This is a genomic window from Streptomyces griseorubiginosus (assembly GCF_001514195.1).
GTDB classification, from domain to species: Bacteria; Actinomycetota; Actinomycetes; order Streptomycetales; family Streptomycetaceae; genus Streptomyces; species Streptomyces griseorubiginosus.
Window position 1 is genome coordinate 282,809 of sequence record NZ_KQ948739.1, and the last position, 19,552, is coordinate 302,360.

A 19,552-nucleotide genomic window follows, 5' to 3' on the forward strand; every position below is an offset into this window, starting at 1 on the left:
CGCCCCCGCGCCCGCCAAGCCGCACCCGAATCCCCACCACGCCCCAGCCCACACCCCCGTGAGCCCCCGGTAACCAACCGGCAACACCCGAGCAACCCCCCCGACCCGCCGCGCCCCTAATTTCTGTCAAGCGACAGAAATCCCCCGCAGCCGGAGGTCCCGCCATGGCCACAGAGACCACCTACGGAGCGCGAGACCACGCCCGCGCACAGGACGGCACCCGCGCCGAAGCCATGCCCGTCGTCCCCGCCGCGGCCTGGCCGGACCCTCCCTGCGCGGCGGGCCACCTGGTGTGGGCGGAGACCGTCGCGGGCGGCAACTACACCCACCGCGTCCTGGCCCGCGGCACCGAGCTCCGCCTCACCGACCTCCGCGGGGACGCCTGCGCCCACCTCCTGCTGTACGCGGACGGCCGCCCCTGGGAGCGCCTCAACGTCGCCGACACTGTCAAGGTCCAGTGGAACGCCTACCTCGGCGAGGGCCAGCTCCTGCTGTCCGACCAGGGCCGCGTCCTCGCGAGCGTCACCCAGGACACCTCCGGCCGACACGATGCCCTGTGCGGCACCTCCACCCTGGTCCGCAACACCGAGCGCTACGGCGACGGCACCCCGCAGAGCCCCTCCCCCGCCGGCCGCGAACTCTTCAAGCTGGCGGCGGCGAAGAACGGCCTCGACCCCCGTGACCTGCCGCCCTCCCTCTCCTTCTTCCAGGGCGTGCGGATCCGCGAGGACGGCACGCTGGACTTCACCGGCTCGGCGGGCCCCGGCGCCGGTGTCACCCTCCGCGCCGAGCAGGACGTGACCGTTCTGATCGCGAACGTCCCGCACCCCGCCGACCCGCGCCCCGACTACGTCAGCACTCCCCTCGAAGTGCTCGCCTGGCGTGCCGAGCCCACCCGCCCCGGCGACCCGCTCTGGGACGCCACCCCCGAAGGCCGCCGCGCCTTCCTCAACACCGCCGACTTCCTCGCCTCGAAGGGACGCGCATGAAGCCCGAGGAGACACTCCCGAAGCCCGAGGAGACCCTCTCGAAGGCCGGAGCACCGCTCAGGACGGCGGTCGTCCCGGCCCGCGCCGCCTGGTCCGCCGTCATCCGCGAGGGCGAGTCGCTCACCGTCACCGACCTGCGCGGCAACCAGGCCGTCGACTTCCTCGTCTACGACGCCCACGACACGGCCGTCCGCTACAGCGCCCCCGACACCATCCAGGCACAGGGCGGCATCTTCCTCACCACCGGCAGCGTGCTGATGTCCAACGAGCACACCCCGCTGATGACGGTCACCGCCGACGACGTGGGCCGCCACGACACGGTCGGCGGCGCCTGCTCCAAGGAGTCCAACACCCTGCGCTACGGCCACCACACCTGGTCGCAGCACGCCTGCGTGGACAACTTCCTCGCGGAGGGCGCGAAGCACGGCCTCGGCAAGCGCGACCTGGTCTCCAACATCAACTGGTACATGAACGTGCCCGTCGAGCAGGACGGCACCCTCGGCATCGTCGACGGCATCTCCGCCCCCGGCCTCTCCCTGACCCTGCGTGCCGAGCGCGACGTCCTCGTCCTCGTCTCCAACTGCCCCCAGATCAACAACCCTTGCAACGGCTTCGACCCCACGCCGGTGGAGATGACCATCGAAGCCACGGGAGCCACCACCGGCGCTGCGGGAGGTCTCACCGGAACCGCTGGGACCACCACCGGCGCTGCGGGAGCCACCACCGGCGCCGCCGGGACCACCACCGGCGCCGTACAGACCGCGATCGGGGCCGGCGCATGACCTTCAACACCCTCCTCGTCGCCAACCGCGGCGAGATAGCCGTCCGCATCATCCGCACCGCCCGCCAACTCGGCCTGAGAACCGTCGCGGTGTACTCCGACGCCGACCGCTCCGCCCCCCACGTCCGCCTCGCCGACACCGCCGTACGCCTGGGCCCGGCCCCCGCGAAGGAGTCGTACCTCGACGCCGACCTCGTCCTGAAGGCGGCCAAGGACTCGGGCGCGGGTGCCGTCCACCCCGGCTACGGATTCCTGTCCGAGGACGCCGAGTTCGCGCGCCGGTGCGAAGCGGCGGGGATCGTGTTCGTCGGCCCCACGCCCCGGCAACTGGAGCTGTTCGGAGCCAAGCACACCGCACGGGCGGCGGCACAGGCCGCGGGAGTGCCGCTGGCGCCGGGCACGGACCTGCTGCCGTCGGTCGAGGACGCCCTGGAGGCGGCGGAGACCATCGGCTACCCCGTGATGCTCAAGGCCACCGGCGGGGGCGGCGGCATCGGCATGTCGGCCTGCCACTCCGCCGCCGAACTGACCGACGCCTGGGACCGGGTGCAGCGCGTCGCCGCGGCCTCCTTCTCCTCCGCCGGGGTCTTCCTGGAGCGGCTCGTCGAGCGGGCCCGCCATGTCGAGGTGCAGGTCTTCGGCGACGGCGAGGGCACGGTCGTCACCTTCGGCGACCGCGACTGCTCCCTCCAGCGCCGCAACCAGAAGGTCCTGGAGGAGGCACCGGCCCCTGACCTGCCCGGCCACGTCCGCACACAACTCGCCTCCAGCGCACGCGACTTGTGCGCCTCGGTCGGCTACCGCTCCGCGGGCACCGTCGAGTTCGTGTACGACGCGGCCCGCGAGGAGGCCTACTTCCTGGAGGTCAACACCCGCCTCCAGGTCGAGCATCCGGTCACCGAGGAGATCTACGGCGTCGACCTGGTCGCGTGGATGCTCCGGCTGGCCCGCGGCGAGCGGGACGTGGTGCGCGAACCCGGCTCCCCGCGCGGTCACGCCGTCGAGGCCCGCCTCTACGCCGAGGACCCCTCGCGCGAACACCGGCCCAGCGCGGGCCTGTTGACGCGGGTCGAGTTCCCCACCGGGGTCCGCGTCGACGGCTGGGTGGAGACCGGCACCGAGGTGACGACGTCGTACGACCCGATGCTCGCGAAGATCATCGCCTACGGCCCCGACCGCGCCCACGCGCTGCGCAGGCTGGACGAGGCGCTGGCCCGCACCCGCGTCGACGGCATCGAGACCAACCTGGGCCTGGTCCGGGCGGCTCTGTCGGACAGCGCGTTCCAGGCCGCGGCCCACTCTACGGCGACCCTGGCCCGCGTGACCGACCCGACCCCGCGCATCGAGGTCGTGACCGCCGGCACCCTCACCACGGTCCAGGACTGGCCGGGCCGTACCGGCTACTGGCAGGTCGGCGTGCCGCCGAGCGGCCCCATGGACGACCGCTCCTTCCGGCTCGGCAACCTGGCGCTCGGCAACCCGGAAGGCGCCCCCGGACTCGAATGCACCTTGCAGGGGCCGGCGTTGCGGTTCACCCGCCCCACGACCGTCTGTGTGACGGGCGCCCCGGCCCCGGTCACCGTGGACGGCACCCCGGTCGCACAGTGGGAGCCGGTCCGGGTGCCGGCGGGCGGCACCCTGGAGGTGGGCGCACCGGCCGAGCACGGCCTGCGCACCTACGTCCTCCTCGCCGGCGGGCTCGACATCCCCGCCTTCCTCGGCAGCGCGAGCACCTTCACCCTGGGCCGCTTCGGCGGCCACGGCGGACGGGCCCTGCGCACGGGAGACGTACTGCACGGCGGCATCGACAGCACGGGCACGCCCCAGGCAACGGGCACGCCCCGGACGGCGGGCACGCCCCAGGCAACGGGCACGCCCCCGACGGTGGGCACGCCCCGCACGCCGGGCACCGACGCGGCCGTGGCCACCACCCCGGCCCTCGACCGCCCCTCCTACACCTCCACCTGGCGCATCGCCGCCGTCGAAGGACCCCACGCCGCACCGGAGTTCTTCACCGAGTACGACATCCGCGACTTCTACGCCGCCGACTGGAAGGTCCACTTCAACTCGGCCCGCACCGGCGTCCGCCTGGTCGGCCCCAAACCCCGCTGGGCCCGCACCGACGGCGGCGAGGCGGGCCTGCACCCGTCCAACATCCACGACACCCCCTACTCGGTCGGAGCGGTCGACTACACCGGTGACATGCCGGTCCTGCTCGGCCCCGACGGCCCCTCCCTCGGCGGCTTCGTCTGCCCGGCGACCGTGCTCAGCACCGAGCGCTGGAAACTGGGCCAGCTGCGCCCGGGCGACACCGTGCGCTTCGTACCCGTGAACACGGACGGAACGGAACGCCCGGTCATCGTGGACGGCGGCATCCTCGCCCGCGACGGCGATGTGACCTACCGCCGCAGCGGCGACGACAACCTGCTGGTCGAGTTCGGCCCCATGCAGCTGGACCTGGCCCTCCGCATGCGGGTCCATGCCCTGATGGAGGCGGTGGCCGAGCGCGGCCCGGACGGCATCACCGACCTCACCCCCGGTATCCGCTCCCTCCAGATCCAGACGGACCCGGGCCGCGTCCCGCAAGAGCAACTCCTCACCTCTGTAAGGGAGATCACCGCCTCGCTCCCCCCGTCCGACCAACTGGTCGTGCCCTCCCGCACGGTCCACCTCCCCCTCTCCTGGGACGACCCCGCCACCCGCGAGGCGATCGCCCGCTACATGGCGGGCGTCCGCGACGACGCCCCCTGGTGCCCCTGGAACATCGAGTTCATCCGCCGCGTCAACGGCCTGGACTCGGTGGACGACGTGTACCGCACGGTCTTCGACGCCGAGTACCTCGTCCTGGGCCTGGGAGACGTCTACCTGGGTGCCCCCGTGGCCACCCCCCTCGACCCGCGCCACCGCCTGGTGACCACGAAGTACAACCCGGCCCGCACCTGGACCGCCGAGAACTCGGTCGGCATCGGCGGCGCGTATCTCTGCGTCTACGGCATGGAGGGCCCCGGCGGCTACCAGTTCGTGGGCCGGACGACCCAGGTGTGGTCGCCCTGGCAGCAGCGCGGCGCCTTCGAGCCGGGCTCGCCCTGGCTGCTGCGCTTCTTCGACCGGATCAAGTGGTACCCGGTGGAGGCGGACGAACTCCTGGAGCTGCGCGCCGACATCACGTCCGGACGCTTCGTGCCCCGCATCGAGGACGGCACCTTCTCGCTCGCCGAGTACCAGGCCTTCCTGGCGGAACACGCGCAGTCCATCGGGGAGTTCAGGACCCGTCAGCAGGCGGCCTTCGGCGCCGAGCGGGACGCGTGGGAGGCGGCGGGCGAGTTCGCCCGGGCCGAGTCGGCCGCCGTACCCGCGGCCGCTCCCGCCGACATCGCCGTGCCTGCGGGAGGCCGTCTGATCGAGGCCGAGTTCGCGGCCTCCGTATGGCAGTTGAACGTCGAGCCGGGGGACGAGGTGACGGCCGGGCAGCCGCTCCTCGCCCTGGAGGCGATGAAGATGGAGTCCAGGGTGCACGCGCCGGCCGACGGCGTGGTCACGGAGATCCTGGCCAGGCCGGGCGACCAGGTGGAGGCGGGGACGGCACTGCTCGTCCTGGCCCCGCCCGCACAGTGAAAGAGGAGCGCACCATGTCCACCACCATCACCCGGGTACGGGCCGCCTACGACCGAGTCGAGGCCGTGGACCGCCCCGAGATCTGGATCGACCTGCGCCCGCGGGAGGAGGTCGAACGGGAGGCCGCGGCGATCGACGAACGACTCGCGCAGGGCGAGCAACTGCCGCTCGCGGGCCGCCTGTTCGCCGCCAAGGGCAACATCGACGTGGCCGGGCTGCCCACGACGGCGGGCTGTCCGTCGTACGCCTACCACCCCGAGGCCGATGCCCCGGTGGTCGCCGCCCTGCGCGCGGCGGGCGCGCTCGTGCTCGGCACCACGAACCTGGACCAGTTCGCGACGGGCCTGGTCGGCACCCGCTCCCCGTACGGCGCGGTCCGCAACGCCCACGACCCGTCGCGGATCAGCGGAGGCTCCAGCTCCGGCTCGGCGGTCGCCGTGGCCCTGGGCATCGTGGACTTCGCCCTCGGCACCGACACCGCGGGCTCGGGCCGGGTCCCGGCCGCCTTCAACGGCATCGTGGGGCTCAAGCCGACCCGGGGCCTGGTCCCCACCACCGGTGTCGTCCCGGCCTGCGCCTCGATCGACTGCGTGACGGTCTTCGCCCGCACCCTCCCGGAGGCCGAACAGGCCCTCGCGCACATGACGACGGGCACCGCCCCGTCCCTCCCCGGCCGCCGCCCCGGCCCCTGGCGGATCGCGGTCCCCCCGCGTGAGCAGCTCGGCGAACTGGACGAGGGCTGGGCACAGGCGTACGAGGAGGCGGTGGCCCAGCTCAGCACGGCAGGCGACGTGATCCGCGAACTCGACCTCACGCCCTTCACCGAGGCCGCGGCGATGCTCTACGAGGGAGCGTTCGTCGCCGAGCGCTACACAGCGGTGGGCGCGTTTATCGACAAGGCGACAGAGGCGAACGACGACTCCCTGGACCCGACGGTCGCCGCCATCATCACCCGGGCCCGCGATCTCCCGGCCCACCAGCTCTACGCCGACATGGACAGACTGGCCGCCCTGCGGAACAGGGCGCTGACGGAACTGTCGGACGCGGACGCCCTGCTCCTGCCCACGGCGCCCGGCCATCCCACCCTCGCCGAGGTGGCCGCGGACCCGCTGGGCGCCAACGCGCGCCTGGGCCGTTTCACCAACTCCACGAACCTGTTCGACCTCGCCGCGGTCGCGGCCCCGGCGGGCGAGGTGAACGGCCTCCCCTTCGGTGTGATGCTGATCGGCCCGGCCCACACGGACGAACGCCTGGCGAGGATCGCGACCCTGCTCCAGCCGGAGACCCGGCTGGCGGTGGTCGGCGCCCACCTGACGGGCCAGCCCCTGAACCCCCAACTCCTGTCCCTGGGCGCCCGCTACGACCGCACGACGACCACGGCCCCGGTCTACCGCCTGCACGCCCTGCGCACGGACCCCCCGAAGCCGGGGTTGGTGCACGTGGGCGAGGGCGGCGCGCAGATCGAGACGGAGATCTGGCGCCTCCCGGCGGAGGGCCTGGGCCGCCTCCTGACGGCACTCCCCCGCCCGATGACGCTGGGCAGCGTGGATTTGGCGGACGGAAGCAGGCTCCCGGGCTTCCTGTGCGAACCGGCCGCACTGGAGGACGCCGAGGACATCACGCGGTACGGCAGCTGGCGCTCATATCGCAGCAAGGAGTAGAGCAACCAACCTAGGGGCGCGGGGAACTGCGCGACCAGCCACAGCGAACCCGCACCCGCCCACCGATCCGTCACCCCACCGACGAGTACGCCACAACCCCCCGCAGCAACAGATCAACAGCCTTGCGCGCATTCTTCGCGACGGAGGACGACCCCTCGCCCCCGGACACAGGCGCCGCCGCCGAGATCTGCCCCAGCACATCGATCACCTGCTTGCACCACCGCACGAAGTCCCCGGCCGGCATCTCCGCCTCCCGCAGCACCTCGTCGAGCCCCTTCCCGGAAGCCCACATGTACGCGGACCAGGCGAACCCGAGATCGGGCTCCCGCTGCCCGACCCCCTCGGTCTGGTTGATGCGGAAGTCCTCCTCCAGGGCGTCGAGGCGCCCCCAGATCCGCACCATCTCGCCGAGCGCGGCCTTGGCCTTCCCGGACGGCAGTTTGGGCGCCATCGCGTCGTCGCCGACCCGCGACTCGTACACCAGCGCCGAGACGCACGCGGCGAGTTCGGCGGGGCCGAGCCCCTCCCAGACCCCTTCGCGCAGACACTCACTGGCGAGCAGGTCGAGTTCGCCGTACAGCCGGGCCAGCCGCTTGCCGTGCTCGGTGACCTCGTCGGCGCGCAGGTAGTCCAGCTCGGTCAGCAGGGCCACGATCCGGTCGAAGGTGCGGGCGATGGTGTTGGTGCGGCCCTCGATCCGCCGCTCCAGCTGGGTGGTGTCCCGCAGCAGCCGGTGGTAGCGCTCGGCCCAACGGGCGTGGTCCTCCCGGTCGTTGCACCCGTGGCAGGGGTGGGCCCGGATCGCGGTGCGCAGCCGGGCGATCTCGCGGTCGTCGGCGGCCTGGGACCGCTTCTTGCGGGCCCGCTCCGGTGGAATGTGCCCGGCCTTGCTGCGCAGCGCGGAGGCGAGGTCCCGACGGGACTGCGGTGAGCGCGGGTTGAAGGTCTTCGGGATCCGCATCCGCTCCAACGCCTCGACGGGCACCGGGAAGTCCATCGACGCGAGCCGCTTGACCTGCCGTTCGGCGGTGAGCACCAGCGGCCGCGGGCCGTCGTGCTGCTCGAAGCCGCGGTGGCCGTTGGACCGCCCGGCGGGCAGCCCCGGGTCGAGGACCAGGGCGAGACCGGCGTACTTGCCCGTCGGCACATGGATGACGTCACCCGGCTTGAGCTTCTCCAGCGCCACGGCCGCCTCGGCCCGCCGCTCGCTCGCTCCCTGCCGGGCCAGCTCGGTCTCCCGGTCCTTCAGCTCCCGCCGCAGCCGCGCGTACTCCTCGAAGTCGCCGAGGTGGCAGGTCATGGAGGCCTTGTAGCCGTCCAGGCCCTCCTCGTTGCGCTGCACCTGCCGGGAGATCCCGACGACCGACTTGTCGGCCTGGAACTGCGCGAAGGAGGTCTCCAGGAGCTCACGCGAGCGGTGCCGCCCGAACTGCTCCACGAGGTTGACCGCCATGTTGTACGACGGCTTGAAGCTGGACCGCAGCGGGTACGTGCGCGTGCCCGCCAGGCCCGCGAGGTGCTCGGGGCTGCTGCCGCGCTGCCACAGCACCACCGCGTGGCCCTCGACGTCGATGCCGCGCCGCCCCGCACGTCCCGTCAGCTGGGTGTACTCGCCGGGCGTGATGTCGGCGTGCTGCTCGCCGTTCCACTTGACGAGCTTCTCCAGGACCACCGACCGGGCGGGCATGTTGATGCCCAGGGCGAGGGTCTCGGTCGCGAACACGGCCTTGACCAGTCCGCGGACGAACAGTTCCTCGACGACCTCCTTGAAGGTCGGCAGCATGCCCGCGTGGTGGGCCGCGATACCGCGCTCCAGGCCCTCCAGCCATTCGTAGTAGCCGAGGACGTGGAGGTCCTCGGTGGGGATCGACGCGGTGCGCTCCTCGACGAGCGCGCGCACCTTCGCGCGCGCCTCGTCGTCGTTCAGCCGCAGGCCGGCGTACAGGCACTGCTGCACGGCCGCCTCGCAGGCGGCGCGGCTGAAGATGAAGGTGATGGCGGGCAGCAGGCCCTCGGCGTCGAGCCGCTCGATGACCTCGGGCCGGCTCGGTGTCCACACCCTGGAGCGCTGGCGGCGCTCGCGCTCCCGGTCGGCCTCGCGCATGGCACGGCCGCGTCTGCGGTCCTGGTACGACGGCCGCTGGGCCTCCATCCGGGCCAGCCGGACGAGGTCGGGGTTGACGGCCTTCTTGCTGCCCTCGCCCTCCTCGAACAGGTCGTACATCCGGCGGCCGGCGAGGACGTGCTGGAACAGCGGCACGGGCCGGTGCTCGGAGACGATCACCTGGGTGTCACCGCGGACGGTGTCGAGCCAGTCGCCGAACTCCTCGGCGTTGGACACGGTCGCCGACAGCGACACCAGGGTCACCGACTCGGGGAGGTGGATGATCACCTCTTCCCACACGGCGCCCCGGAAGCGGTCGGAGAGGTAGTGCACCTCGTCCATGACCACGTAGCCGAGACCGAGGAGGGTCTGCGAGCCCGCGTACAGCATGTTCCGCAGCACCTCGGTGGTCATCACGACCACGGGGGCGTCGGAGTTGACGCTGTTGTCGCCGGTGAGCAGGCCGACCTTGTCGGCGCCGTAACGGCGGCTGAGGTCCGCGTACTTCTGGTTGGACAGCGCCTTGATGGGGGTGGTGTAGAAGCACTTCTTGCCCTGTTTCAGGGCGAGGTGGACGGCGAACTCGCCGACGATCGTCTTGCCGGAGCCGGTGGGGGCGGCCACCAGCACGCCCTTGCCGGCCTCGAGAGCCTTGCAGGCCTCGATCTGGAAGGGGTCGAGACCGAAGTCGTACATCTCGCGGAAGCCCGCGAGCGCGGTGGCCTGCTCGGCTGCCCGCAGGCGGGCTGCCGCGTACCGCTCGGCCGGTGAGAGGTCCTCTGTCATCGTGCTTTCGAGCGTACCGGGCCCCACTGACAACAGGACGATCATTATCCGGATCGGATCCCGTGAAACCTGCTCTTCACGCAGTTCACGGACCTATGACGGACACGGCCGCGCGGACGCACCGTGCGGTGAGCGGCAGCGGCCCGAGCGGTTCGCCGTCCGCGTACCCGGTCACGTCCGGTGCGGCGATCTCGACCTTGGCCGCCCGCACGACGCTGACCTTGGGATGCTCGACGTGGGTGCCGCGGTACACGCGCGGGAACACCCGCAGCAGGGTCGTACGGGTGCAGTCACCGACCACCGTGACGTCGAAGAGCCCGTCGGTGAGGTCGGCGCCCGGGCAGATCCGCATGCCGCCGCCGTACGAGGAGCCGTTGCCGACGGCCACCAGGGTCGCCTCGACCTCGCGCACCTCGCCGTCGTCGAGCGTGATCCGGTACGGGAGGGGCCGGAAGGCGGCGAGTTCGGCGAGCAGGGCGAGGTCGTACTTGAAGCGGCCGAGGGGCCATCTCATGCGGTTGCCGCGGTCGTTGACGCGGGAGTCCAGGCCGGAGGCGAGGACGGTGCCGAACCAGTGGTCGCCGACCTGGCCGAGGTCGATGTCGTTCAGGCGGCTGTCCTTGAGTGCCTCGGCGATCAGCCGGGCCGCGGCGGCGGGGTCGCGCACCGGCAGGCCGAGGGTGCGGGCGAGGTCGTTGCCGGTGCCGACGGCGATCAGGCCGAAGGGGGTGCGGGTGCCGGCGACGGCCTGGAGGGCGAGGTGGGCCATGCCGTCGCCGCCGACGGCGATGAGGGCTCCGGTGCCGTCCCGCACGGCGGCACGCGCGCGTGCGAGGGCGTCGGGGGCGTTCTCGCCGAGGACGGTCCGCACCGAGAAGCCGGCCGCCCGCAACGCGGAAGCGGCCGGCCGCGCCGCTCGGGCGCCCCGGCCGCGGCCCGCGGTGGGGTTGACGAAGAGGGTGATCTCGCAGGTCACGGAAGTGACCTTATGAGCTGGGCCCCGGTCGTCAGGTCACGTCGTCATAACCGTTGACCCGGTCCGTGGCCGACTGCTCGGGCAGCGCCCGGCTCGCGGAGACGGTCTCGACCTCGCCTATGGCCTCGGGGGTCAGGTCCAGCTCGGACGCCTCGTCGTCGGCGGGCCCCTCGGCCTCGCGGCGGCGCTTGCGGCGGTCGTTGAGCAGGGAGAAGACGGTCGCACCGAAGTACAGCACCCAGATCGGCGCGGCGAGCGCCAGCATCGTCAGGGGGTCGGTGCTCGGCGTGGCGACGGCCGCGAACACGGTGATGGCCATGATCATGCCGCGCCACCAGCCGAGCATGCGCTTGCCGGTGATCAGCCCGGTGAGGTTGAGGAAGACCAGCAGCAGCGGCAGCTCGAAGGAGAGGCCGAAGACCAGCACCATGCGCAGGACGAGGTCGAGCAGGTCGTCCAGGGGCAGCAGGTTGGAGGTGCCGCCCGGGGTGAAGCCGATCAGCACCTGGGCCGTGGTCGGCAGGACCGAGTAGGCGAAGTAGGCGCCGACGAGGAAGAGCGGGGCACCGGTGCCGACGAACGCGTAGGCGTACTTCTTCTCGTGGCGGTGCAGGCCGGGGGCGACGAAGGCCCACAGCTGGTAGAGCCAGACCGGCGATGCCGCGACGACACCGGCCATCAGGGACACCTTCAGCGCGAGCGTGAAGGGCGTCAGGAGGCCGTTGATGGTGATCTCGGCGCACGGCTTGGTCGACTTCGTCGACCTGGCCAGTTCCGCGAAGGACTTGTCACAGCCGACCGCGTCGAGGATCGGCCTGGTGATCAAGTTGATGATGTCGTTGTAGAAGAAGGCGGCGATCACCGTGACGACGATGATGGCCAGCATCGCCTTCGCGAGCCGGTTGCGGAGCTCACGAAGGTGATCCGCGAGAGGCATCCGCCCCTCGGGATCCTTCTCCTCTTTGCGGGCAGACTTGAGCAACCCACGTTCCCATCTCGTGCAGGCGGGCCGGAGGTCACCGGCCCCGCGTCAGCGCTTGGTCGTGTCCGTCGGCTCGGTGACCGGGCGCGAGCTGGTCACGTCGCCCGGGGAAGCCTGGATGGTGCGCTGAGAGGCCTGCTCGTCGGTGCTGGGCGGGCCGGCGGGGGTGGTCGTGCCGCCGCTGCCCTCTTCCTTCATCGCCTTCGCCTCGCTCTTGAGGATGCGGGCGGACTTGCCGAGCGAGCGCGCCATGTCGGGAAGCTTCTTCGCGCCGAACAGCAGGATGATGACGACGAGGATGAGAATGATCTCGGGGGCGCCGAGCCTTCCGAACATAAGTCTTTACCTTCTCACCGAGGCGGCTTGTGGGGTGCTGTCCGACCGGTCGGACACCTGTCCGACCAGTCGTGCTGGCAGCGATCGTAACGCTCAGGGGTGAACGCCTGGCAATCCCTGTGCGTACTCCCGGTTCGCGACCGAGCCTCGTTATCCGGACCGCGACCAGCAGCGTACCTGCCGACCCCGGCCCGGTGACAGGGCGAAGTGTCCCAAAACGCTTCCGGCGCTCGACTCACACCCGACTCTCAGCCGCTCTCACAGGGAGTTCGCGGACCGGGCCGTGCTCACCGCCGCCCGTTCCAGGTCCTCGGCGGCCCGGTTGATGCGCCGCGTGGACTCCGTGACCTGGCGGGCAAGGCGCTGCGCCTCCAGGAAGACCCGGACGGCGAGCACGCCCAGGACGGCGAGACCCGTGAAACCCGCGGCTACCGCGAACATCGGCCAGAACATGGCACCGAGCCTAGAGGGTGGAGTGCAGCCGCAGCGTCCGCACCCCGCCACCGGTCAGCAGCTCCACGATCCGTTCACCGGCGGGCTTGCGGACGGCGGCGCCGCACTCGGGGCAGGTGAAGGAGTAGAAGGTGGTGCGGCTGGAGGCGCCGATGGCCAGGCGCAGGGCGCTCGCGGCCAGCTCGAACCGCTCCCGGCAGTCCGGGCAGCCGGCCTTGAAGGTCACGGGCGCAGCGCTTCTCATCCCCGCGAAGGCGGCCGCCACCGTCATCCCCGCACCGGACGTCGCCGACTCGCTCAAAGCCCCTGCTCCCGCCTGTCGTCCTGACCGTCGCCCCGCCCCTCGCGCCCCGCGCCCGCCCCGTGGGCGCCGTGCGCCTCGACCCCGTCGTAGGCCGCCAGCGCCTCGCGGGCCGCCTCCCGCGCGCTGTCGGCGAGATCGCGCGGCGAGACGATGCGGCCGTCGCGGCCGAGCCGGAGCGCCAGGCGCCGCAGCGACGCCGGGTCGGGGGTGCGCAGGGTAATACGCAGCCCGCCGTCGGAAAGCTCATCCGCACTGTCGTGCGGGTAGTACTCGGCGACCCAGCGGCCGCCGGGACCGACCTCGACGACCACCTCGGGGTCCTCGGCAGCGGGCTGCACGAGCCCCTCCGACAGGTCCCTGAGCTCGATCTCCGGGGGCGCCGACGGCTCGTCGAGGATCTTGATCTCGGCGACCCGGTCGAGCCGGAAGGTGCGCCGCGCCTCGGAGCGCCGGCACCAGGCCTCGACATAGGTGTGACCGACGCTGACCAGGCGGATCGGGTCGATCTCGCGTTCGGTGACCTCGTCGCGGGCCGGTGAGTAGTAGCGGATCCACAGCCGGCGCCGCTCGGAGATGGCCCGGTCGACGTCCGCGAAGACGCCGCCCTCGGACTCGAAGGTCACCGACAGCCGGGAGCTCGCGCCCGCCTGTTCCCCGGCCGCGGTCTCCACCTTGGCGGTGGCCCGCAGCAGCGCCTGCCGGTCGCTCTCCCTGAGGCCCGGCAGCGTGGAGACCGCGCGGGCGGCCACCAGGAGCGCGGTCGCCTCGTCGGCGGCGAGCCGCAGCGGCTCGGCCGTCTCCTCGCCCAGCGCGGCGGGGTTGTGCCACCAGATCCGCTCGCCGTCGGTGTCGATGTCGAGCAGGTCGCCGCCGCGGAAGCTGGTGCCGCACATGGGCAGCACGTCGAGGTCGGAGACCAGTTCGTCCTCGGTGATCCCGAAGGCCCGGGCCACGTCCTCGACCCGCGCCCCGGGGCGCTCCTTGAGATAGGTCACCAGGGAGAGCATCCGCCGGGTCTGGTCGATGGCGTTCGTCGGCCTGACCGGTTTGCCTGCCATGATCTCTTCCGCTCCCCCTCAGCCCTTGGCCACGGCACGCAGCCGGTCCACCACGTCGGCCCGCAGCTCGGCGGGCTCCAGGACCACCACGTCGGGGCCGAACTCCACCAGCCAGGCGTCCAGGCCGTGGCCGTACGGAATCTCCAACTCGTCCCAGCCGTCGCCGAGTTCCCGCACCGCGGTGGCCTTCGCCCGCAAGGGGTACCCGGCGCCCGTGCGCAGCCGGATCAGCGCGCTGCGGTCGGCGGTCTCCCCCGCCCAGCCCGCCACGGTCTCGCGGACGGTGACGACGTCGGGCACCGGGGCGGTGAAGCGCGTCCCGCGCGAGCGGACCTTGCCGGTGATCCGGGAGAGCCGGAACACCCGCTCGGCACCCCGGTCGCGGTCGAAGCCGGCCAGGTACCAGTGGCCGCGCCAGCACTCCAGGGCCCACGGCTCGACATGGCGGGGCTCGGGGTGCGCGGCGGTGGCCTTGCGGTAGTCGAAGACGACCGGGCGGCGGTCGCGGCAGGCGAGCATCAGCGGCTCGAAGGAGGCCTCGTGCACCGGGATGCGCGGCTCCAGGGCGCCGTGCGCCTCGTAGGGGTCGACGTCCTCGGGCAGCCCCGCCGCGCGCAGCTTCTGCAACGCGCCGCTGGCCGCGCCCGCGAGGCGGGCCTGCTGCCACACCTTGGCGGCCAGCCCCAGGGCCGCGGCCTCCTCGGCGTCGAGGGTGATGGGCGGCAGCCGGTTGCTGTCCCGCCGGGCGAGATAGCCGACTTCGCCGTCGAGGTTCTCAACGGTCTCGATCACAAGGCCGAGTTCGCGCAGATCGTCCTTGTCGCGCTCGAACATCCGGTTGAAGGAGTCGTCGGAATTGGCTTCCAGGTAGGCCTCGATGGACTCCCGGAGCTCCCGCTTGCTGAGCGGCCGTCGCGTCCCGAGCAGACACAGCGCCAGATTCATCAGCCGCTCGGCCTTGGCAATGGCCATCGACGCCCTTCGCCTCCCTATGGTGCTTACGGACGATGACCGTACCGCCCCGAAGGAGCAAGGCAAAAGCCGAGGGCCCATGCACGGACAGGCATGGGCCCTGGTCGATCGCATCCGGTCGGATGTCGTACGACGATCCGACCGCGACGCGATCTTTTACGACTGTTCTGATGCCGCGGTACGACGATCAGACGGCGATGAGGTCGACCACGAAGATCAGGGTCTCACCGGGCTTGATCGCCGGGGTGGGGCTCTGGTTGCCGTAGGCGAGGTGGGCCGGAATGGTCAGCTGACGACGGCCGCCGACCTTCATGCCCTGCACGCCCTGGTCCCAGCCCTTGATGACCCGGCCGCCGCCCAGCGGGAAACGGAAGGGCTGACCGCGGTTCCAGCTGGCGTCGAACTCCTCGCCGGTGCTGAAGGAGACGCCCACGTAGTGGACGGTGACGGTCTGGCCGGCCTTCGCAACCTCGCCGTCGCCCTCCCAGATGTCCTTGATCTCCAGGTCCGCCGGGGGCGCGCCCTCAGGGAAGTCGATCTCGGGCTTGTCGATGCTCACGTCACTCGCTCCTGCTTGTTCACGGAAAGGCAACAGGGACCAGTCTTACATCCCCGCCAAGGACCTGCGCGCATGTCCCCCGAGCGTCACATCTTCGCCAGGATGTCCACGGTGAAGACCAGCGTGGAGTCCTTCTCGATACCGCTGCCGGCCGGCGGCTTGTCGCCGTAGCCCAGCTTCGGCGGGATGGAGATGAGCACCCGGCTGCCCACCTTCTTGCCGGTCAGGCCCTGCGCCCAGCCCTTGACGACCTGCTGGAGCGAGAACGAGGCCAGCTGCCCCCGGCTGTACGTCGAGTCGAACTCCTTGCCGGAGTCCCACACCACGCCCTTGTACTGCACGAGCAGGGTGCTGTCCGCGGCGACCTCGTCGCCGTCGCCCTCGATGACGTACTCCGACACCAGCTTGGTGGGCGCGGCCTTCTTGGGCACCTCGATGGAAGGGGCCTTGCCGTCGGTGTTGGTGCCGACCTTGGGCAGCGCGGAGTCCGTCTGCGGGACGTTCTTGCCCTTGGCGGAGCTCTTGCCGTTGAACGCGTTCTGGATGTCGACCACGAACACCAGCGTGTCGGTGCCCTTGATGCCCGCCTGCGCGTTGCCCTCCTTGCCGTACGCCCAGGTGGGCGGCACCGAGAACTCGACGCGGCTACCGGCCTTCTTGCCCGGCAGGGCGTACCGCCAGCCGTCGATGATGCTGCTCTGCGCGAGCTGGATGACCAGCGGCGTCTTGCGGTCGTAGGAGTTGTCGAAGATCTTCGCGGTGGAGTAGATCTGGCCCAGGTAGTGGGCCTGGATGTAGTCGCCCTCGGCGACCGTGGTGCCGTTGCCCGTGATCAGCGTCTTGACCGCGAGCTGGTCGGACGGGGAACCGCTGCCCTTGGCGACCGTCGGCTTCTCACCGAACTTCGCGCCCGCGGTGATCGCCGGCAGCGGACCGTCGACGATCTTCGGCGGTGGCGCCGACGAGGCCGAGGACGACGCCGAGGGTGACGTGCTGTCGCTCGCCTTGCTCGAGTCGGACTTGTCGTCACCGCATGCGGCGAGAGTGGCCAGTCCTGCGGGAACGGCAATGATGAGTGAGCGTCGGCGCACGGTGGGGGCCTCGTAATCGGTCGATCTTGTTGATGGCGTGCGCGCAACTCTACGGCGTGCGAAGGGCGCCGTACGGGAAACGTACGGCGCCCGTGTTGCGTTCCGACGGTGACGCGGAACGCTCTGCTCACATTCCGGCGATCAGTTTCTCCACCCGGTCGTCCACCGACCGGAACGGGTCCTTGCACAACACCGTGCGCTGCGCCTGGTCGTTGAGCTTCAGGTGCACCCAGTCGACGGTGAAGTCCCGGCGCTGTTCCTGGGCCCTGCGAATGAAGTCACCGCGCAACCGGGCCCGAGTGGTCTGCGGCGGAACGGACTTGCCCTCGAAGATCTTCAAGTCGTTGCAGATCCGGGCGGCTTGACCCTTCCTCTCCAGAAGGTAGTAGAGACCACGACGGCGGTGAATGTCGTGATAAGCGAGGTCTATCTGCGCGACCCGCGGATGCGACATGGTCATGTTGTGCTTGGCCCGGTACCGCTCGATCAGCTTGTACTTCATGACCCAGTCGATCTCGGTGCCGATCCGGTCGAGGTCCTCCGCCTCGATCGCGTCCAGCGTGCGGCCCCACAGCTCCAGGACCTGGTCGACGGTGCCGGTGCGGATCCCGCGCCGCTCCACGAAGTCCACGGCCTTCTCGTAGTACTCGCGCTGCACCTCCAGCGCGGAGGCCTCCCGGCCGCTGGCCAGACGCACCTTGCGCCGGCCGGTGATGTCATGGCTGACCTCGCGGATCGCCCGGATCGGGTTCTCCAGGGTCAGGTCCCGCATCACGGTGCCCGCCTCGATCATGCGCAGCACCAGGTCGGTCGCGCCGACCTTGAGCAGCATGGTCGTCTCGGACATGTTCGAGTCGCCCACGATGACATGCAGACGGCGGTAGCGCTCGGCGTCGGCATGCGGTTCGTCGCGGGTGTTGATGATCGGCCGGGAACGGGTCGTCGCCGAGGAGACGCCCTCCCAGATGTGCTCGGCCCGCTGGCTGACGCAGTACACCGCGCCCCGCGGGGTCTGCAACACCTTGCCCGCGCCGCACAGCAGCTGCCGGGTGACCAGGAACGGAATGAGAATGTCCGCGAGCCGGGAGAACTCCCCATGGCGTGCGACGAGGTAGTTCTCGTGGCAGCCGTAGGAGTTTCCGGCCGAGTCGGTGTTGTTCTTGAAGAGGTAGACGTCGCCCGCGATTCCTTCCTCGTGCAGGCGTCGTTCGGCGTCCACCAGGAGTCCTTCGAGAATGCGCTCGCCGGCCTTGTCGTGGGTGACCAGCTCGGTCACGTTGTCACATTCGGGTGTCGCGTATTCCGGATGTGAGCCCACGTCGAGATAGAGGCGTGCGCCGTTTCGCAGAAAGACATTGCTGCTGCGGCCCCATGACACGACACGGCGGAAGAGGTACCGCGCCACCTCGTCGGGAGACAGGCGCCGCTGTCCCCTGAACGTACACGTGACGCCGTACTCGTTCTCCAGCCCGAAAATGCGGCGGTCCATGACTGAACATTACGCCCGATCCCCCGAGCTGAAACGGGGTTCGGCAGCACGGTTTGGATCATTTTCCGACGACGACGCAACTACCGCCCGCCCCACGGGCGCTGACAGGACGCGCCCCGTGACCAGCAGAACCAGCAGCGACACACCCCCCGCGGCCCCCGGCACCGCGAACCCCCACAGGGCCCCGCCCCGCTCGACGACCGGGCCCGCCAGGCCCGTTCCGACCGAGGCACCCACGGTGAACGTCGTCACCAGCCACGAGAAGGCCTCGGTGACCGTCCCGACCGGCGCGTGCCGGTCGACCAGGACGAAGGCACACGCGATGACCGGCGCCAGGAACACCCCCGCGAGCACCGCAAGCAGCGTCATGGCCACCGCGCCCGGCATCAGCGTCAGCGGCAGGTAACACACCGCCAGGAAGCCCACCAGCACCTGGAGTCGCCGCGCCGGCTCACCGGCCCACTGCCGCGCCCCGTACGCCAGCCCGCCCACCAGCGCGCCCAGACCGATCCCGGCCATCAGCCAGCCGTACACCGCGTCCCCGCCGTGGCCGTCGGCGTACGACACGGAGGCCACCGTGATGGACCCCAGCGCGATCCCGACGAACAGGAACGCACCCAGCATCGCCAGCAGGCCCGGCGAGCGCAGGGCGCCCAGCCAGTGCGCCTCACGCGGCGCCGACCGCCACGCGCGCGCGGGCGGCGCCACGGCCACCGAGAGCGCGCCCAGCACCCCCACGGCGTTCAGCACCAGCAGGGCCGCCCGCTCCGACCACAACGACACGCACAGCGTCACCAGCAACGGGCCCACGGTGAACATCACTTCCTGCGCCACCGCGTCCATCGCGTACGCCCGGTGCACCTGCTCCTCCCGGCGCAGCACCGAGGGCCACAGCGCCCGCAGACCGCCCTCCAGAGGCGGCGTGAACAGCCCGGCGGCCGCCACGCACGCGTAGGCGAGCGCCAGCGGCTCGATGCCGCAGAACGCGAAGCCCGCCATCGCGAGCGCCGACAGGACGGCGGCCGGCAGCTGCACGCGCGGCTGGCCGTACAGGTCCACCAGCCGGCCCAGGACCGGCTGCCCCACGGCGTTGGCGACGCCGTACACCGCCGCGAGACCGCCCGCCAGGCTGTAGGTGCCGCCCTCGGCGCGCACGAACAGCACCATGGCGATCGCCGCGGTCGCATTGGGCAGCCGGCCCACCAGCGTGCCCGTCAGCAGGCGCGCCGCGTGCCTCGCCCTGAGGATCTCCAGGTACCCCGCGGCCATCCCCGCCTCCAAGTCATACGTATAACGTCCCCTCCCATACGTACCATGTGCGCTGTTCGGACGTCCAGACGACCGGAGCGAGCCAAAGGCGCTCACCACGCCCACAAGCCCGCACCAGCAGAAGGAG

The 19,552-nt window shown here is 71.3% G+C and carries 16 protein-coding genes; 4 read left to right on the forward strand and 12 right to left on the reverse strand.

Translation table 11 applies throughout. From position 1 onward, the window contains the following. The first annotated feature begins 164 nt into the window (after positions 1 to 164). The 4 genes from AQJ54_RS27070 to atzF are packed head-to-tail and all read left to right on the forward strand — an operon-like array spanning position 165 to position 7,046. A complete protein-coding gene (locus AQJ54_RS27070; protein ID WP_062241647.1) occupies positions 165 to 989 on the forward strand; it encodes an urea amidolyase associated protein UAAP1 in 825 nt (274 codons plus the stop codon). Further along, positions 986 to 1,771, forward strand: a complete 786-nt coding sequence (locus AQJ54_RS27075) for an urea amidolyase associated protein UAAP2 (RefSeq protein ID WP_428843805.1) — start codon at positions 986 to 988, stop codon at positions 1,769 to 1,771. The genes AQJ54_RS27070 and AQJ54_RS27075 overlap by 4 nt, the downstream gene beginning before the upstream one ends. Then, complete coding sequence (locus tag AQJ54_RS27080) at positions 1,768 to 5,385, forward strand: 5-oxoprolinase/urea amidolyase family protein (RefSeq protein ID WP_062241649.1); 3,618 nt, start codon at positions 1,768 to 1,770, stop codon at positions 5,383 to 5,385. The genes AQJ54_RS27075 and AQJ54_RS27080 overlap by 4 nt, the downstream gene beginning before the upstream one ends. Before the next feature lie 14 nt (positions 5,386 to 5,399). Continuing rightward, positions 5,400 to 7,046, forward strand: coding sequence for an allophanate hydrolase (gene atzF, locus AQJ54_RS27085; RefSeq protein WP_062241651.1), 1,647 nt, complete (start codon positions 5,400 to 5,402; stop codon positions 7,044 to 7,046). 70 nt (positions 7,047 to 7,116) lie between these two features. On the opposite strand, the gene AQJ54_RS27090 is transcribed toward atzF, so the two are convergent. From AQJ54_RS27090 to AQJ54_RS27145, 12 genes are all read right to left on the reverse strand, one after another. Continuing rightward, positions 7,117 to 9,981 carry a DEAD/DEAH box helicase gene (locus tag AQJ54_RS27090; RefSeq protein WP_062028533.1) on the reverse strand — a complete coding sequence of 955 codons (2,865 nt, stop codon included), beginning with the start codon at positions 9,979 to 9,981 and terminating at the stop codon, positions 7,117 to 7,119. A gap of 40 nt (positions 9,982 to 10,021) precedes the next feature. Then, positions 10,022 to 10,912 carry a diacylglycerol kinase gene (locus AQJ54_RS27095; protein ID WP_062241654.1) on the reverse strand — a complete coding sequence of 297 codons (891 nt, stop codon included), beginning with the start codon at positions 10,910 to 10,912 and terminating at the stop codon, positions 10,022 to 10,024. A gap of 31 nt (positions 10,913 to 10,943) precedes the next feature. Further along, positions 10,944 to 11,894: a twin-arginine translocase subunit TatC gene (gene tatC / locus AQJ54_RS27100; RefSeq protein WP_030324384.1), complete on the reverse strand. Its 951-nt coding sequence runs from the start codon at positions 11,892 to 11,894 to the stop codon at positions 10,944 to 10,946. 48 nt (positions 11,895 to 11,942) lie between these two features. Continuing rightward, positions 11,943 to 12,230 (reverse strand): Sec-independent protein translocase subunit TatA, encoded by a 288-nt coding sequence (gene tatA / locus AQJ54_RS27105; protein WP_062028537.1) that lies wholly within the window; start codon positions 12,228 to 12,230, stop codon positions 11,943 to 11,945. Between the two features lie 258 nt (positions 12,231 to 12,488). Then, complete coding sequence (locus AQJ54_RS27110; RefSeq protein ID WP_062028539.1) at positions 12,489 to 12,683, reverse strand: hypothetical protein; 195 nt, start codon at positions 12,681 to 12,683, stop codon at positions 12,489 to 12,491. Positions 12,684 to 12,693: 10 nt separating this feature from the next. Further along, positions 12,694 to 12,984 (reverse strand): hypothetical protein, encoded by a 291-nt coding sequence (locus AQJ54_RS27115; protein WP_028810250.1) that lies wholly within the window; start codon positions 12,982 to 12,984, stop codon positions 12,694 to 12,696. After that, the gene (locus AQJ54_RS27120) at positions 12,981 to 14,045 is read right to left on the reverse strand and encodes a helix-turn-helix transcriptional regulator (RefSeq protein WP_062241655.1); all 1,065 of its coding nucleotides are present in this window, start codon (positions 14,043 to 14,045) and stop codon (positions 12,981 to 12,983) included. The genes AQJ54_RS27115 and AQJ54_RS27120 overlap by 4 nt, the downstream gene beginning before the upstream one ends. An 18-nt stretch (positions 14,046 to 14,063) precedes the next feature. After that, positions 14,064 to 15,017, reverse strand: coding sequence for a helix-turn-helix transcriptional regulator (locus tag AQJ54_RS27125; protein ID WP_020141357.1), 954 nt, complete (start codon positions 15,015 to 15,017; stop codon positions 14,064 to 14,066). A gap of 187 nt (positions 15,018 to 15,204) precedes the next feature. Continuing rightward, positions 15,205 to 15,576 (reverse strand): FKBP-type peptidyl-prolyl cis-trans isomerase, encoded by a 372-nt coding sequence (locus AQJ54_RS27130; protein WP_062028544.1) that lies wholly within the window; start codon positions 15,574 to 15,576, stop codon positions 15,205 to 15,207. An 86-nt stretch (positions 15,577 to 15,662) separates the two neighbouring features. Continuing rightward, on the reverse strand, positions 15,663 to 16,667 hold the full coding sequence (locus AQJ54_RS27135; protein WP_062241657.1) for an FKBP-type peptidyl-prolyl cis-trans isomerase: 1,005 nt from the start codon (positions 16,665 to 16,667) through the stop codon (positions 15,663 to 15,665). Between the two features lie 127 nt (positions 16,668 to 16,794). After that, complete coding sequence (pafA, locus tag AQJ54_RS27140; RefSeq protein WP_020117715.1) at positions 16,795 to 18,156, reverse strand: Pup--protein ligase; 1,362 nt, start codon at positions 18,154 to 18,156, stop codon at positions 16,795 to 16,797. Between the two features lie 9 nt (positions 18,157 to 18,165). Beyond that, complete coding sequence (locus tag AQJ54_RS27145; protein WP_062241658.1) at positions 18,166 to 19,425, reverse strand: MFS transporter; 1,260 nt, start codon at positions 19,423 to 19,425, stop codon at positions 18,166 to 18,168. Positions 19,426 to 19,552: the final 127 nt, after the last annotated feature.